The sequence below is a fragment of the Streptomyces sp. B5E4 genome, assembly GCF_039871555.1.
Lineage (GTDB): Bacteria > Actinomycetota > Actinomycetes > Streptomycetales > Streptomycetaceae > Streptomyces.
Genome location: NZ_JBDPMI010000011.1, coordinates 1 through 15,481, shown reverse-complemented (window position 1 = coordinate 15,481; position 15,481 = coordinate 1). Strand labels below are relative to the sequence as shown.

Here is a 15,481-nt window from a genome sequence, read left to right as displayed (position 1 = left end):
CAGATCGAGGTGGGTCGCTCGGCGAGCGCCGCCGCCACATGCCCGGTCGGCCCTCCGCTCCACGGGCTACCAGGGTATCAGTGATCCCCTGGTCACCGCCCGCGGCCACCCCCTGTCCCGCTGCCCGACCCGATCAGACCGGGAGGGAATCCGCGACCGTGGCGCACGCGCGCACGCGAAGGCTTTATCCTCTGCGGAACGCACTTCTAGCTGGAGAGGCACGTGGCCGGGCGGATCGAGGACTACGCACTTCTGGGCGACATGCAGACGGCAGCGCTCGTCCGTCGCGACGGCACGGCCGACTGGCTCTGCCTGCCCCGGTTCGACTCCCATGCGGTGTTCGCCGCGCTACTGGGGACCGAGGAGCACGGCTTCTGGCGCCTCGGTCCCGCGTACGCCCCGGAGTCCTCCCCGCCGCCCGCCACCCGGCGGCGCTACCGGGGCGACTCGCTGGTGCTGGAGTCCGAGTGGGACACCCCGCGCGGCACGGTCCGGCTGATCGACTTCATGCCCCCGCGCGACAGCGCCTCGCCGCAGCTCATCCGTATCGTGGAGGGCGTCACCGGCCGGGTGCCGATGCGCTCCGCGCTGCGCATGCGCTTCTCCTACGGCCGGATCGTGCCGTGGGTCCACCAGACCGAGGACGGCCGCACCGTCGGCGTCGCCGGGCCGGACTCGGTGTGGCTCGACGCCCCGGTGCCGACGTACGGCCGGGACCTCACGACGTACTCCGACTTCACCGTCGGCCCCGGCGACCGGCTGGCGTTCACGATCAGCTGGCAGCCCTCGCACCGCGAGCCGCCGCAGCCCGCCGACCCCGAGACGGCGCTCACCACCACCGAGGACTTCTGGCAGGAGTGGACCGAGCACTGTACGTACCACGGCCCGTACCGGCACGCCGTGATCCGCTCGCTGATCACGCTCAAGGCCCTGACGTACGAGCCGACCGGCGGCATCGTCGCCGCGCCCACCACCTCGCTGCCCGAGGACGTCGGCGGCGTGCGCAACTGGGACTACCGCTTCACCTGGCTGCGCGACGCCGCCATCACGCTGTCGTCCCTGCTGCGCACCGGGTACCACGAGGAGGCGCGCGCCTGGCGCGAGTGGCTGCTGCGCGCCGTCGCGGGCGACCCGGAGAACCTGCAGATCATGTACGGCATCGCCGGTGAGCGCGAGCTGGGCGAGTCGGAGCTGGACTGGCTGCCGGGGTACGAGGGCTCCCGCCCGGTGCGCGCCGGCAACGGCGCGGCGGGGCAGTTGCAGCTCGACGTCTACGGCGAGGTGGTCGAGGCGCTGCACCTCGCGCACATGACGGGCCTCGCCCGCAACGACTACGCCTCGCTGCTGCAGCTCAAGATGATCCGCTGGGTCGAGGAGAACTGGGACCGCCCCGACGAGGGGCTCTGGGAGGTGCGCGGCCCGCGGCGGCACTTCGTCCACTCCAAGGTGATGACCTGGGTGGCCGTCGACCGCACGATCAAGCTCATCGAGTCCGGCGAGGCGGACGGCCCGCTGGAGCGCTGGCAGCGGCTGCGCGACGACATCCACCGGGACGTGTGCGAGAAGGGCTACGACCGGCAGCGCAACACCTTCACGCAGTCCTACGGCTCGCAGGAGCTGGACGCCTCGCTGCTGCTGATCCCGCAGGTCGGCTTTCTGCCGCCGGACGACAAGCGCGTCATCGGCACCATCGAGGCCATCCAGCGCGAGCTGGGCACCCCCGACGGCTTCATCCGCCGCTACCCGACCGCGGGCGACGAGACGGGCAGCGACGGGCTGCCCGGCGACGAGGGGGCGTTCCTGGCCTGCTCGTTCTGGATGGCGGACGACCTGGCGATGATCGGCCGGGTGCAGGAGGCGCGGCAGTTGTTCGAGAAGCTGCTGGCACTGCGGAACGACCTGGGGCTGCTCGCGGAGGAGTGGGACCCGCGGCTGCAGCGCCAAGTGGGCAACTTCCCGCAGGCGTTCAGCCACGTGCCGCTGATCGACACGGCGCTGCGGCTGAGCGCGTCGGGAGCGTACGGGTAGCGCGCGGCAGGGCGTACGGAAGCGCGGCGGCGGTACGGAGTGCCCCGACGCGCTTCCGGCGGTTCCGGGCAGGGGCCTCGCAGGGTTGTCAGACGTCGCCGTACGTCATCAACTCGTCGTAGACCGACAGGACCTGGGTGACGGTGTCGTCCTCCGTCGGCCAGGTGCCGGCCTGGGCGCGGCCCGCGGCGGACAGCGCCGCGCGGTGGGCCGGATCGTGGAGCAGGGCCGCCACCGCGTCGGCGAGCGCGCGGGCGTCCCCGTACGGCACCAGTTCCGCCGCGTCGCCGACGAGTTCGGGGACGCCGCCGACCGCCGTGGCCACCAGCGGGGCGCCCGCGTGCAGCGCCTCCTGGGCCAGCACCGGGCGCGCCTCCCACGGGCTGGAGAGCACCGCGACGTCCGCGGCGGCCAGCAGCCGGGGCAGGTCGTCGCGGCGGCCCAGGAGCCGTACGGGCAGCTTCTCGGCGTCGATACGGCGCTGCAGCCTCCCGCGTGCCGGGCCCTCGCCGGCGACGGCGAGCAGCGGCTGCTCCGGCAGCGCCAGCCACATGCGGGCGGCCTCCAGCAGCGGTTCGTGGGTGGCGTACGCGTCGAGCGGGGCGGCGGTGAGCACCAGGGGCCGGTCCGGGGCGCCGAGTTCGGCACGCACCTGCTGCCTGCGCAGCGCGGCGCCGTCGCCGCCGGGGTGCGGCTGCCGGGGTGCGGGGACGGCGATGGGCGCGAGCCGCGCGTCGCGGGCGCCGCGGCGGCGGGCGCCGTCGACGAGGTCGGTGGTGGCGCCGAGGACGACGCGGGCGGAGCGGGACACCCGTCGTTCGAGGAGCGGCATCATCCGGCCCCGTACCCCGTCCGGGTGGCTCCTGGTGTGCCAGGTGACGACCAGCGGCCTGCGCTGGCCGAGGATCGTCGAGCACGCCATCAGCCCGCACTGCAGGCCGTGCGCGTGGACGAGGTCCGCTCCCGCGCAGGCCGCGCGCAGCGCGGTCGCCGTGCACAGCGGCGCGGTGGCCAGCCCGCCGCGCTCGGGCAGCCGCGCGACGAGGGCGCCGGCGGCGGCGAAGCCGTAGCGCTCGGCGGTGGCGGGGGTCGCGACCACGGTGACCCGGATGCCCCGGGCCACCAACCCTGCCGCCAGCGAGCGCACATGCACACCGCTGCCGCCTTCACCGCGGCCGACGAGCTGCACGGCGTGCAGCGCGGTGGGGCCGTGGGGCGGTGTGGGGGTGCTGCTCACTGGGCCGGAACTCCTGTCCGTGGCGTCGCAGGGCCTGCCCAGGATGCCACTCCCAAGGAGCGGCCGGACCCGGCTCGGGGCCGTCAACCGCTCTGTACGGGCGTACAGGTCAGACATGCACCACCCTTCCGGGCGATGCCCCGCACGCCCGTCGCGCGCCGGTACGGCCGCGAAGGGGGCGGACAGCACGGTGCATTCCGCCCAACCACCTCGACAGACGTATCCGGCACGGGCCGGGTTGCCCCACGGCACCCGTTCGGCCCGCACGCGGCCCCACGCCCCGCGCGTAGCCCCAGGTCACACCGCCGGGCTCACACCGCCCGGTGCACACCGTCCCGCGCTACTCCGCCCCGGCGCGGGCCGCCGCGAGCAGCTCCTCCGCGTGCGCGCGGGCCGTCTCGGAGTCCTCCTGGCCCGCCAGCATCCGCGACAGCTCCCGCACCCGCGCCTCACCGTCCAGAACGGTGACACCGCTGCGGGTGACCGAGCCGTCACTGGTCTTCTCCACCAGCAACTGCCGGTCGGCGAAGGCCGCGACCTGCGGCAGATGGGTCACCACGACGACCTGTGCGCCGCGCGCCAGCCGCGCGAGCCGGCGGCCCACCTCGACGGCCGCCTTGCCGCCGACGCCCGCGTCGACCTCGTCGAAGAGGTACGTCGGCACGGGGTCGGAGCCGGCGAAGACCACCTCGACCGCCAGCATCACGCGCGACAGCTCGCCGCCCGAGGCGCCCTTGGCGATCGGCCGCGGCGGGGCGCCGGGGTGCGGGGCGAGCAGCAACTCGGCCTCGTCGACGCCCGTGGGGCCGTACGCGACGTTCTTGCCGTCGATCTCCAGCCCGTCGGCGTCCGCGGCGACCTCGGTACGGCGCAGGTCGACCGTCACCCGCGCGTGCGGCATCGCCAGCTCGGTCAGCTCGTCGGTGACCGCGGCGCCGAAGCGTTCCGCCGCGTCGCCGCGCGCCTCGGTCAGCGCCTCCGCCAACTGCGCCAGCTCGCCGCGCAGCGCGTCGCGCTCGGCGGTCAGCTCCTCGATGCGCTCGTCGTCGCCGTCGAGTTCGGCGAGCCGGCCGGCGCCCGCCTCGGCCCAGGCCAGGACGGCGGAGACGCTGCCGTCGCCGCCCGCCCTCTCGCCCGCGGCGGGCTCGTGGCCGTACTTGCGGGTGAGGTGGGTGAGCACCGAGCGGCGTTCCTCCACCGCGGCGAGGCGCAGCGGGTCGGCGTCGATGCCGTCGCCGTACGCGGCCAGCTCCTGCGCGACGTCGCCGAGGAGGATACCGACCTCGGTGAGCCGGTCGGCGAGCCCCGCGAGCGCCGGGTCGTGGGCCCGTACAGCCGCCAGGGCGCGCTGTGCGCCCGCGACGAGCGTGCCGGCGTCGACGGCCTCGGGCTCCGCCGGGTCGCCCGCGAGCGCGGCGTGTGCGGCGGCGGAGGCGGCGGTCAGCGCCTCCGCGTGGCCCAGCCGTTCGGCCTCGGCGGCCAGCTCGACGTCCTCGCCGGCCCGCGGCTCCGCGGCGGCGACCTCGTCGAGCCCGAAGCGCAGCAGATCCGCCTCCTGCAACCGCTCACGCGCGCGGGTGGTGATCTCGTCCAGCTCGGCGCTGACGGCCCGCAGCCTGCGGTACGCCCCCGAGTACTTGGCCAGCGGCGCGGCGACCGCGTCGCCCGCGTAGCGGTCGAGGGCCTGCCGCTGCCGCGCGGGCTTCAGCAGCCCCTGCTGGTCGGTCTGCCCGTGCACGGCGACGAGGTCCTCGGCCAGCTCGCCGAGGAGCCCCACGGGGACCCCGCGGCCGCCCAGGTGCGCCCGTGAGCGGCCTTCGGCCGAGACCGTACGGCTGATGAGCAGGGCGCCGTCGTCCAGCTCGGCACCGGCGTCCTCGGCCCGTACCGCCGCGGGGGAGCCGTCGCCCACGGCGACCCGGCCCTCCACGACGGCGGACTTGGCGCCGATGCGTACGAGCGCGGCGTCCGCCCGCCCGCCGAGCAGCAGCCCGAGGCTGGTGACGACCATGGTCTTACCGGCGCCGGTCTCGCCCGTCACGGCCGTGAAGCCGGGCGACAGCTCGACGACCGCGTCGTCGATGACGCCCAGGGACTTGATCCGCATCTCCTCCAACACGGTACGACCATACGAGGTTCCGGCACCGCGTTGCGAGGGGCGTCTTGATCGGCGCCCGCCACGACGACGGGACGGGCCGTACCGCGGTGCCGCCGCGGCGGGCGGAAGGACCCTGCGTGGGACGGGCCGCGCGTCAGTTCGGCGCCCCGCGCCAGCCCGCCACCGGCAGCGCGAACTTGGCCACCAGCCGGTCCGTGAACGAGGCGTGGTGCAGCCGCGCCAGCCGCACCGGCACCGCGCCGCGGCGCACCTCGACGCGCGCCCCGGACGGCAGGCCGACCGTGCGGCGGCCGTCGCACCACAGCACGCCGTGCTGGTTCGTCGGCTGCACCTCCACCGCCAGGATGGAGTCCGGGGACGTCACGAGCGGCTTGGCGAACAGCGCGTGCGCGCTGATGGGGACCATCAGCAGCGCCTCCACCTCGGGCCAGACCACGGGCCCGCCGGCCGAGAAGGCGTACGCGGTCGATCCCGTCGGCGTCGCGCAGACGACGCCGTCGCAGCCGAAGCGGGAGACGGGCCGGCCGTCGACCTCGGTGACGACTTCGAGCATCCGCTCGCGGGCGGCCTTCTCGACGGACGCCTCGTTGAGCGCCCAGTCGGCGTGCACGGTCCTGCCCTCGTTGCGTACGAGGACGTCGAGCGTCATCCGCTCCTCCACCTCGTACTCCTTGGTCACCACGCGGTCCACGACCTTGTCGAGGTCGTCCCGCTCGGCCTCGGCGAGGAAGCCGACGCGGCCGAGGTTGACGCCGAGCATCGGCACGCCGGACTTGCGGGCGAAGGCGGCGCCGCGCAGCAGCGTGCCGTCGCCGCCCAGCACGATCAGCAGCTCGCAGTCGTCCATCACCCCCGCGCCGGCCTCCACCAGCTCCGTCTCCGGCGGCAGCGGGAGGTCGGCGGCCTCGTCGGCGAGCACGCGCACGCCGACGCCGCAGCGCAGCAGGCCGCGCACGACCAGCTCGGCGCTGCGGATCGCCGCAGGCCGGCCGGTATGGGCGAGCAGGAACACGGTGCGGTCTGTCATCGGGGCCCCTCCGCCACGGCACGTGCCACGTCCGCCGGGTCCAGCGCGGGCGCCCCGGCGCGCAGCCACAGAAAATACTCGACGTTTCCCTTCGGCCCGGGCAACGGGCTGGCCGTCACGCCGAGCACCCCCAGTCCGAGCGCCGCCCCCTGCCCGGCGACGCCGCGCACGGCCTCGGCGCGCAGCTCCGCGCTGCGCACCACGCCGCCGCTGCCCAGGCGTTCCTTGCCGACCTCGAACTGCGGTTTGACCATGAGCACGAGGTCCGCGTCGGCCGTGGCGCAGCGCACCAGCGCGGGCAGCACGAGCCCGAGCGGGATGAACGACAGGTCGCCGACGACGAGTTCGGCGGGCTCGCCGCCGAGGTGGTCGAGGGCCAGCTCGCGGACGTTCGTACGGTCCCGGACGGTGACCCGCTCGTCGCTCTGCAGCTTCCACGCGAGCTGCCCGTAGCCGACGTCCACGGCGACGACGTGCGCGGCGCCGGCGCGCAGCAGCACGTCGGTGAAGCCGCCGGTGGAGGCGCCGGCGTCCAGGGCGCGCCGGCCGGCGACGCGCAGCCCGAGGGGCTCGAACGCCGCGAGGGCGCCGGCGAGCTTGTGGCCGCCGCGGGAGACGTAGTCGGGGTCGGCGTCGTCGGGGACGACGACGACCGCGGCGGACGTCTCGACCTGGGTCGCGGGCTTGCTGGCGACCAGGCCGCCGACGGTGACCCGTCCCGCGGCGATGAGACGCCCGGCGTGCTCACGCGAGCGGGCCAGCTCGCGGCTCACCAGCTCGGCGTCGAGCCGGCGCCGCCTGGCACCGCTCACGGGTTCCCCGGCCGGTACGGAGCGGGGTGGGCCCCGGGGCGGGGCGGGGTGTGCCCGTGGGCCGGCGGAGGCACGGGCGGGCCGGGCCGGGCGTACCCCTGGCCGTACGGCGCGGGGCCGGCGGGCGGCTGCGCGGGCGGTGGCGGACCCTGGGTGCGGTCCAGTTCCTCCAGGGCCTCGCGCATCCGGCCGTGGGCGTCCTCGTAGATCTCCAGGTGGCTGCCGGTCGGCAGTTCGTCGGCGTCGGCGAGGCGGTCGAGTGCGGCGTCCACGTCGGCGTTGCCGGTGGGCGTGCGCCCGACGCCGAGCGGCACGGGCCCGGCCTCGACCGGCTCGGGTTCAGAGGCGGGTTCAGGCTCGGGCTCGACCGGCTCGGGCTCCGGTTCCGGCCACCCCTCCCGCACCGGTCCGGCTTCGGTCAGCGCGGGCGCCGCGGCCCCGCCGACGGCTTCCGCCGCGTCCCCGCCGCCCGGCTCCGTCGCGCCGTCCGCGCCGGGCCCCGGCCACCGCGGCGCCGGCTGCCGCCCGTACGGCGGGGCGGTCGCGGTCTCGGGCTCCGCTGCGGGCATCGGCGTCGGCTCGCTCATGCCACAGACCGTACCCCGAACCACCGTCAGGACCCCGGTCAGACCCAGCCGGCCGCTCCCGCCCGCGCCTTGCGCGCCGCCGGAACGACCAGCGGCGTGCCCGTCTCCGGGTCGTCGATCACCTGGCACTTGAGCCCGAAGACGCGCTCGACCAGGTCCGCGTCCACGATGCCGGCCGGCGGCCCCTCCGCGACGACCTGCCCGTCGCGCATGGCGATCAGGTGCGTGGCGTAGCGCGCGGCGTGGTTGAGGTCGTGCAGCACGGCGACCAGCGTGCGTCCCTGCGTCTCGTGGAGTTCGGCGCACAGGTCGAGGACGTCGATCTGGTGCTGGATGTCGAGGTACGTCGTCGGCTCATCGAGCAGCAGCAGCGGCGTCTGCTGCGCCAGCGCCATCGCGATCCACACGCGCTGCCGCTGCCCGCCGGACAGTTCGTCGACATAGCGATCCGCCAGCTCCCCGACCCCGGTGGCGGCCATCGACTCCTGGACGACCCGCTCGTCCTCCCGCGACCACTGCCGCAGCAGCCCCTGGTGCGGGTAGCGCCCGCGGGCCACGAGGTCGCCGACCGTGATGCCGTCGGGCGCCACGGACGACTGCGGCAGCAGCCCGAGCGTCCGCGCCACCTTGCGTGCCGGCAGCGTGCCGATCGCCTCGCCGTCGAGCAGCACCGCGCCGGTGCCCGGCTTCAGCATCCGCGCCAGCGCCCGCAGCAATGTCGACTTGCCGCAGGCGTTGGGCCCGACGACGACGGTGAACGAGGAGTCGGGCACGGCCACCGACAGGTGCTCGGCGACGACCCGGCTGTCGTAGGCGAGGGTGACGTTCTCGGCGGCGAGACGGCTCACTGCGGGGCTCCTGTCCGGCGTACGGTCGGTCATATCCGGCCCGCTCGTCGTTCCGCGGCGAGCAGCCAGAGGAGGTAGACGCCGCCGAGCACGCCGGTGACGACGCCGACGGGCACCTGGTCGGCGCCGAAGGCGCGCTGTGCCGCCCAGTCGGCGACGATCAGCAGCGTGGCGCCCATGAGGGCGGCCGGCGCCAGGTTGGGGCCGGGCGCACGGGTCAGCCGGCGGGCGAGCTGGGGCGCGGTGAGGGCGACGAAGGCGACGGGCCCCGCGGCGGCGGTGGCGGCGGCGGTGAGCAGCACGGCGGCCAGCAGCGCCACGAGCCGTACCCGCTCGACGGGGACGCCCAGCGCGTACGCGGTGTCGTCGCCCATCTCCATCATCCGCAGCGGCCGGCCGCAGGCCAGCACGAGCGGCACCAGCACCGCGCAGACCGCGACCAGCGGCCACACGTGCGTCCAGTCGCGCCCGCCGAGCGAGCCGGTGATCCACAGGGTGGCGCGGGCGGCGTCGACCAGGTCGGCCTTGGTGAGCAGGTAGTTGATGACGCCGGCGAGGAGGGCGGCGGCGCCGATGCCGACGAGGACGAGCCGGTAGCCGGCCACGCCCCGCTGCCAGGCGAGCAGGTAGATCGCCGCCCCGGTGGCGACCCCGCCGACGACGGCACCGAGCGCGACCGCCTCCGAGCCGCCCTTGAACAGCACGATGACCACCAGCGCGCCCACCGCGGAGCCGTGCGAGACGCCGAGCACGTCCGGACTGCCCAGCGGGTTGCGGGAGACGGCCTGGAACACCGCCCCCGCCAGCCCCAGCGCCGCGCCGACGAGCAGCCCCACCAGCACCCGCGGCAGCCGCAGTTCGCGGACGACGAACTCCTCCCCGGGCGCGCCGCCGCCGAACAGCGTGCGCACCACGTCCGCGAAGGAGAGGGGGAAGTCGCCGGTGCCGACGAGGACCACCGCGGCGGCCAGCGCGGCGGCGGCCAGCAGCAGGCAGACGAGCAGGGCGCGCAGGTCGACGCGTACCGACAGATCGCCCTTCGTGCCGCGTACGTTGAGCGTGCTCACAACTGCGCCATCCTCCGGCGTCGTACGAGATGGATGAAGACCGGCCCGCCGAGGATCACCGTGACGATCCCGACCTGCACCTCCGCGGGCCGGGCCAGCACCCGGCCGAGCACGTCGGCGCCGAGCAGCAGCACGGGCGCGAGCACGGCCGCGTACGGCAGGATCCAGCGCATGTCGGGCCCGGTCACGGCGCGCACCATGTGCGGGATCATCAGGCCGACGAAGATGAGGGGCCCGCAGGCGGCGGTCGCGGCGCCGCACAGCAGCGTGACGGCGAGCATGGCGAGCAGCCGGGTGCGGGCGAGGTGCGCGCCGAGGGCGCGGGCGGTGTCGTCGCCCATGGCCAGGGCGTTCAGCGGGCGGGCCAGCAGCAGCGCGAGGACGATGCCCGTGGCCAGGAACGGCAGCACCTGGCGGATGGTCGTCATGTCGGCGGAGGCGAGCGAACCGGTGGTCCAAAAGCGCATCTTGTCCAGCGCCGCGGTGTCCGTCAGCTCGACGGCGCGTACGTAGCCGAAGAGCGCGGCGGTGGCGGCGGTGCCGGCGAGCGCGAGGCGTACCGGCGTGGCGCTGCGGCTGCCGCCCAGGGCGTAGACACCGACGGAGACGGCGGCGGCGCCGGCGAACGCGAACCAGACGTAGCCGGCGACGGAGGAGACACCGAAGAAGCTGATGGCGCTGACGACGGCGGCGGAGGCGCCGGCGTTGATGCCGAGCAGCCCGGGTTCGGCGAGGGGGTTGCGGGTGAGGGCCTGCATGACGGCGCCGGAGAGGCCGAGGGCGGCGCCGGCGAGGAGGCCGAGGACGGTGCGCGGGACGCGCATGTCGCGGATGACGACGTCGGTGTCGCTGCCGTCGTAGCCGAAGAGGCCGTGCCAGACCTGGTCCAGCGGGACGGGCTTGGCGCCGATGGCGAGGCTGGCCACGCAGACGAGCAGCAGCGCGGCGCAGGAGGCGAGCAGTCCGGCGGCGCGCGGGGAGAACCGGCGGCGGCGCGGCGGAGCGTCCTTGCGTTCGGTGTCCGTACAGGGAGCGGCGTCGACCAACACACAGTTAGGTTAGCCTACCCTTATCAAACGGTGGAGAGGGCGGACCCTCACAGACCGAGGCGGGCCAGCGCCTTCCCCGCGTCGAGGCCGCAGGAGCCCTCCCCCGCGTACGTCCACGCCGCCGCGCACAACGCCCGCAGCCCGTCCAGCGGTTGACCCTCGCCGTCCAGCCGCAGCTCCGGCTCCGTACCGCGCACGGACGCGCTCCAACCGCCGCACCGCGCGACGGAACCCCCGCCGTCGCCCGCCACCGCCACCTCCGGCTGCGCGACCGACAGCCCGCGCAGATCCGCCGCCACATACGCCGGCCGGTGCCGCGGCTCGGCCGCGAGCAGATCCGCGGCGCGGGTCACGCCGGTCAGCACCAGCAGCGCGTCGACGCCGCCGTTGTACGCGCCCTCGATGTCGGTGTCGAGCCGGTCGCCGACCACCAACGGCCGCCGGGCGCCCGTCCTGATGATCGTCTCCCGGTGCATCGGCGGCAGCGGCTTGCCCGCCACCCGCGGCTCGGCGCCGGTGACCAGCCGCACCACCGCCAGCGCCGCCCCGTTGCCCGGGGCCATGCCGCGGGGGGTCGGAATCGTCAGGTCGGCGTTCGACGCGAACCACGGCACGCCGCGCTGCACCGCGAAAGCCGCCTCCATCAGCCGCCCCCACGGCATACCCGGCCCGCCGTGCCCCTGCACCACGGCCGCCGGATCGTCGTCCGCCGACTCCACGACGAGCAGCCCGCGCTCCCGCAGCGGCCCGTACAGCCCCTCGCCGCCGACCGCCAGCACGCGCGCCCCCGGCGGCACCTCCTCGGCCACCAGCCGCGCCACGGCCTGCGCCGAGGTGATCACGTCCGCCGGCTCCGCGGGCACGCCCATCGCGGTCAACTGCCCCGCGACGACGGCCGGGGGCCGGGAGGCGTTGTTCGTCACGTACGCCAGCCGCATGCCCCGCGCCCGCGCGCCGCCCAGCGCGTCAGCGGCGTGCTCGACGGGCACGCCGCCGATGTAGACGACGCCGTCGAGGTCAAGCAACGCCGTGTCGTACGCCGTGCACAGCGGCTCCGCACAGGCGTCGGTGCGGGTCCTGACGGGCTGGCTGATCACGGCGGCGGCTCCTCGGAAGGGCGATATCTACGCCTCGATCATCGCGCACGGGCCACGGCGCATACGATCCGGTCCATGCAGCGTTCACCCGGTCTCGACCTCCGCCCCTTTCGCGGGCTGCGCTACGCGCCGTCCCGGGTGCGCAGCCTCGCCGCCGTCACCTCCCCGCCGTACGACGTCGTCGTCCGGCCCGACGGGCTGCACCACCTGGAGACCGCCGACCCGTACAACATCGTCCGCCTCATCCTCCCTCAGGCCGGCGACCCCGCCGCCCGCCACCGCCTCGCCGCCGACACGCTGCGCCGGTGGCGCGCGGAGGGCGTGCTCGTCCCGGACCCGCAGCCCGCGCTCTACGTTTACGAGCAGCGCAGGGGCGACCTGCTGCAACGCGGCGTCGTCGGGCTGCTGGCGCTCAGCGAGCCGGCGGACGGCGTGGTGCTGCCGCACGAAGGCGTGATGGAGGAGATCGTCGCCGACCGCGCCGGCCTGATGCGCGAGACCGCCGCCAATCCCGAGCCGCTGCTGCTGTCGTACCGCAGCGACGGCGGGGCCACCGGCACGGCGGGCGTCATCGCCCGCACCACGGCGCTCACCCCCCTGCTGGCCACGACGACGGACGACGGCTTCGCACACCGGCTGTGGGCGGTGACGGACGCGGCGGAGATCGCGGCCGTACGCGCGGACCTCGCCCGGCGGCAGGCACTCATCGCGGACGGCCACCACCGCTGGGCGACGTATCTGCGGCTACGGGCCGAACGGCCCGCGTCGTCGCCGGGCGAGACCGGGCCGTGGGACTACGGGCTGGTCCTGCTCGTCGACACGGCCCGCCACCCGCTCGTCGTCCGCGGCATCCACCGCGTCCTGCGCACCCTCCCGCCCGCCGACGCCCTGCGCCTCCTCGGCGGCGACGCCCGCGTCCGGCCCCTCGACGTACCGCTGCCCGCGGCGCTGAGGGCGCTCGAAGAGACGGAGGGCAACGCGTTCCTCCTGGCGGGCACGGACGGCCTGCACCTGGTCGACCGCCCGGCCCCGGCCCTGCTGGCCCGTACCGTGCGCACCGACCGCCCGGCGGCGTGGCGCACCCTGGACGCCACGGTGCTGCACTCCACGCTCATCGAGCACGTCTGGCGCCTCCCCGACGGTCCCGAGCACATCGGCTACGTCCACGAGGCGGCGGCCGCCACCGCCCAGGCGGTCCGCCTGGGCGGGACGGCGGTGCTGATGAAGCCGGTGGCGGAGGACGTCGTACGCGAACTCGCGCGGGACGGGGTGACGATGCCGCGCAAGTCCACGTCCTTCGGCCCGAAACCGGCCACCGGGCTGGTGCTGCGGGCCCTTGACCTGGGGTGAGTCAGGGGCGGCGCTCCTCGTCACCGGCCGCGGGATCGTCCTCGTCGGTGACGTCGGTGAAGTCGGCGTCGCTCACACCGGAGTCGGCAGAGACCTCCGGCTCCTCCTCGGCTTCCTCCTCCGCGTCCGGATCGAGCGCGTCGGTGAACTCGATGCCGTCCAGCTCGGCCAGCCGGTCGGAGGCGTCCGTCAGTCCGTCGTGGTCGGCCTCGACGGCCTTCGCGAACCACTCCCGGGCCTCCTCGTCCCGCCCGGCCTCCAGCAGCGCGTCCGCGTAGGCGTACCGCAGCCGCGCGGTCCACGGGTGCACACCGGACGACGCCAGCTCCGGGCTCTGCAAGGTGACGACGGCGGCATCGGGCTGCCCCAGGTCACGCCGAGCCCCGGCGGCGACGAGCCGCATCTCCACCTGCCCGGCCTTGTCCAGCCGCTGCACCTCCGGCTCACCGGCCATCGCCAGCGCCCGCTCCGGCCGGCCCATGCCGCGCTCGCAGTCGGCCATCACGGGCCAGAGGTCGGGCCGCCCGCTCATGCGCCGCGCGGCGCGGAACTCGGCCAGCGCCTCCTGATACCGCTCCGTGTGGTACGCGGCGAAGCCGGCGGCCTCCCGCACGGCCCCGACACGGGACGCGAGCCGCAGCGCCACCTTGGCGTGCTCGTAGGCCCTGGGGGCGTCCTCGTCGAGCAGCCGGGCGACCATGACGAGGTTCTTGGCGACATCGTCGGCAAGCGTCTTGGGCAGGCTTAGCAATTCCTGCCGCACCGCCTTGTCGATCTCCAGCCCGGTGACGTCGTCGGGAATGGACAGCCGCCGCACAGGCGGCCGCTCCCCCTCACGCCGCGGCCCCCGCGCCCGATCATCCCGCCGCTCGAACCGCCCTCCACGCCCGGAGGCGTCACGGCGGGGCCCACGGGGACGGTCGTCGTCACGGCGGAAGTCACGCCGCGGACGGTCATCATCGCGGCGAGGCCCACGGGGACGGTCGTCGTCACGCCGGAAGTCACGCCGCGGACGGTCATCATCGCGGCGAGGCCCACGGGGACGGTCGTCGTCACGCCGGAAGTCACGCCGCGGCCGATCGTCATCGCGGCGAGGCCCACGGGAGCGGTCGTCGTCACGACGGGGACCGCGCGGACGGTCGTCCTCCCGGCGGAAATCACCCCGCGGCCGATCATCATCGCGGCGAGGCCCACGGGAGCGGTCGTCGTCACGACGGGGACCGCGCGGACGGTCGTCCTCCCGGCGGAAATCACCCCGCGGCCGATCATCATCACGACGGGGCCCACGGGGGCGATCGTCGTCACGCCGGAAGTCACGACGCGGACGGTCGTCATCACGACGAGGACCGCGCGGCCGATCGTCGTCACGCCGGAAATCCCCCCGCGGACGGTCGTCGCCACGGCCGAAATCACGCCGCGGACGGTCGTCATCACGACGCGGCCGATCGTCGTTACGGCGGAAATCACGCCGAGGACCGTCGTCGCCACGGCCGAAATCACGGCGGGGCCGATCGTCGTCACGCCGGAAGTCACGCCGGGGACGGTCATCGTCACGGCGGGGCCCACGGGGGCGATCGTCGTCACGCCGGAAATCGTGCCGCGGACGGTCGTCATCACGACGAGGACCGCGCGGCCGATCGTCGTCACGCCGGAAATCGTGCCGCGGACGGTCGTCATCACGACGGGGCCCACGCGCCGGCCTGTCCCCGTCCGTACGACGCGGACCGCCGCGACGGTCTCCGTCCCGCCGGTCGAAACCACGTCCGTCACCGTCACGACGCCGACCGCGGCCGTCACGGTCCTCGTCACGCCGGTCAGGTCCGTTGGTGGTCATCACTACGCTCCTCTTACTGCGTTTCACCGGAACGAAAACAAAAAAGGACCCATGGTCCCAGCGCTCACGCTGGGACCATGGGTCCTCAATAATTGTTCGGCGGTGACCTACTCTCCCACACGGTCCCCCATGCAGTACCATCGGCGCGGACGGGCTTAGCTTCCGGGTTCGGAATGAGACCGGGCGTTTCCCCAACGCTATGACCACCGAAACCCTCAATGGGTCAGCGAACAAGCACACTCTTCAATTAAGTGAACAAACTGCAGCTAACCCAGCAGCAATGGTTTGCTGTCTGGGAACCGCACAGTGGACGCAAGCAGCTATGGACAAGCCCTCGGCCTATTAGTACCGGTCACCTCCACCCCTCACAGGGCTTCCAGATCCGGCCTATCAACCCCGTCGTCTACAGGGGGCCTTAACCCCTCA

Annotated in this window: 13 protein-coding genes and 2 rRNA genes; 2 read left to right on the top strand and 13 right to left on the bottom strand. The window is 74.8% G+C overall.

Translation table 11 applies throughout. From position 1 onward, the window contains the following. The first annotated feature begins 222 nt into the window (after window positions 1–222). Window positions 223–2,028 (top strand): glycoside hydrolase family 15 protein, encoded by a 1,806-nt coding sequence (locus tag ABGA99_RS16515; protein WP_347578775.1) that lies wholly within the window; start codon window positions 223–225, stop codon window positions 2,026–2,028. Between the two features lie 88 nt (window positions 2,029–2,116). On the opposite strand, the gene ABGA99_RS16510 is transcribed toward ABGA99_RS16515, so the two are convergent. The 9 genes from ABGA99_RS16510 to ABGA99_RS16470 all read right to left on the bottom strand — a co-directional run bounded on the left by ABGA99_RS16510 (window position 2,117) and on the right by ABGA99_RS16470 (window position 11,871). Further along, a complete protein-coding gene (locus ABGA99_RS16510) occupies window positions 2,117–3,265 on the bottom strand; it encodes a glycosyltransferase family 4 protein (protein WP_347582897.1) in 1,149 nt (382 codons plus the stop codon). Between the two features lie 340 nt (window positions 3,266–3,605). Continuing rightward, on the bottom strand, window positions 3,606–5,372 hold the full coding sequence (recN, locus tag ABGA99_RS16505; RefSeq protein ID WP_347578796.1) for a DNA repair protein RecN: 1,767 nt from the start codon (window positions 5,370–5,372) through the stop codon (window positions 3,606–3,608). 145 nt (window positions 5,373–5,517) lie between these two features. Then, window positions 5,518–6,411: an NAD kinase gene (locus ABGA99_RS16500; protein WP_347578777.1), complete on the bottom strand. Its 894-nt coding sequence runs from the start codon at window positions 6,409–6,411 to the stop codon at window positions 5,518–5,520. After that, window positions 6,408–7,223 carry a TlyA family RNA methyltransferase gene (locus tag ABGA99_RS16495; protein WP_347578778.1) on the bottom strand — a complete coding sequence of 272 codons (816 nt, stop codon included), beginning with the start codon at window positions 7,221–7,223 and terminating at the stop codon, window positions 6,408–6,410. The genes ABGA99_RS16500 and ABGA99_RS16495 overlap by 4 nt, the downstream gene beginning before the upstream one ends. Further along, entirely contained in the window at window positions 7,220–7,810 is a 591-nt protein-coding gene (locus tag ABGA99_RS16490; protein ID WP_347578779.1) for a hypothetical protein, read from the bottom strand. Before ABGA99_RS16490 ends, ABGA99_RS16495 begins: the two co-directional genes overlap by 4 nt. A gap of 38 nt (window positions 7,811–7,848) precedes the next feature. After that, on the bottom strand, window positions 7,849–8,691 hold the full coding sequence (locus ABGA99_RS16485; protein WP_347578780.1) for an ABC transporter ATP-binding protein: 843 nt from the start codon (window positions 8,689–8,691) through the stop codon (window positions 7,849–7,851). Further along, a complete protein-coding gene (locus ABGA99_RS16480) occupies window positions 8,688–9,725 on the bottom strand; it encodes an iron chelate uptake ABC transporter family permease subunit (RefSeq protein WP_347578781.1) in 1,038 nt (345 codons plus the stop codon). Before ABGA99_RS16480 ends, ABGA99_RS16485 begins: the two co-directional genes overlap by 4 nt. Further along, window positions 9,722–10,771 (bottom strand): iron chelate uptake ABC transporter family permease subunit, encoded by a 1,050-nt coding sequence (locus tag ABGA99_RS16475; protein ID WP_347578797.1) that lies wholly within the window; start codon window positions 10,769–10,771, stop codon window positions 9,722–9,724. Before ABGA99_RS16475 ends, ABGA99_RS16480 begins: the two co-directional genes overlap by 4 nt. A 50-nt stretch (window positions 10,772–10,821) precedes the next feature. Continuing rightward, a complete protein-coding gene (locus ABGA99_RS16470) occupies window positions 10,822–11,871 on the bottom strand; it encodes an HAD hydrolase-like protein (protein WP_347578782.1) in 1,050 nt (349 codons plus the stop codon). Between the two features lie 75 nt (window positions 11,872–11,946). On the opposite strand from ABGA99_RS16470, the gene ABGA99_RS16465 reads away from it, so the two are divergent. After that, on the top strand, window positions 11,947–13,221 hold the full coding sequence (locus ABGA99_RS16465) for a DUF1015 domain-containing protein (protein ID WP_347578783.1): 1,275 nt from the start codon (window positions 11,947–11,949) through the stop codon (window positions 13,219–13,221). 1 nt (window position 13,222) lies between these two features. On the opposite strand, the gene ABGA99_RS16460 is transcribed toward ABGA99_RS16465, so the two are convergent. The 4 genes from ABGA99_RS16460 to ABGA99_RS16445 form a co-directional block, all read right to left on the bottom strand. Next, window positions 13,223–14,038: a tetratricopeptide repeat protein gene (locus tag ABGA99_RS16460; RefSeq protein WP_347578784.1), complete on the bottom strand. Its 816-nt coding sequence runs from the start codon at window positions 14,036–14,038 to the stop codon at window positions 13,223–13,225. Beyond that, window positions 13,966–15,030 (bottom strand): hypothetical protein, encoded by a 1,065-nt coding sequence (locus ABGA99_RS16455; protein ID WP_347582896.1) that lies wholly within the window; start codon window positions 15,028–15,030, stop codon window positions 13,966–13,968. The genes ABGA99_RS16460 and ABGA99_RS16455 overlap by 73 nt, the downstream gene beginning before the upstream one ends. Before the next feature lie 119 nt (window positions 15,031–15,149). Then, window positions 15,150–15,266 (bottom strand): 5S ribosomal RNA (gene rrf, locus ABGA99_RS16450). A gap of 111 nt (window positions 15,267–15,377) precedes the next feature. Then, window positions 15,378–15,481 (bottom strand): 23S ribosomal RNA (locus ABGA99_RS16445); the annotation flags it as partial.

What these genes read in the sequence shown, in the direction of transcription:
- ABGA99_RS16465 (WP_347578783.1), top strand. Translation starts at nt 11,947, where the DNA reads ATGCAGCGTTCACCCGGTCTCGACCTCCGCCCCTTTCGCGGGCTGCGC.
- ABGA99_RS16490 (WP_347578779.1), bottom strand. Translation starts at nt 7,810, where the DNA reads ATGAGCGAGCCGACGCCGATGCCCGCAGCGGAGCCCGAGACCGCGACC.
- ABGA99_RS16485 (WP_347578780.1), bottom strand. Translation starts at nt 8,691, where the DNA reads ATGACCGACCGTACGCCGGACAGGAGCCCCGCAGTGAGCCGTCTCGCC.
- ABGA99_RS16500 (WP_347578777.1), bottom strand. Translation starts at nt 6,411, where the DNA reads ATGACAGACCGCACCGTGTTCCTGCTCGCCCATACCGGCCGGCCTGCG.
- recN (WP_347578796.1), bottom strand. Translation starts at nt 5,372, where the DNA reads ATGCGGATCAAGTCCCTGGGCGTCATCGACGACGCGGTCGTCGAGCTG.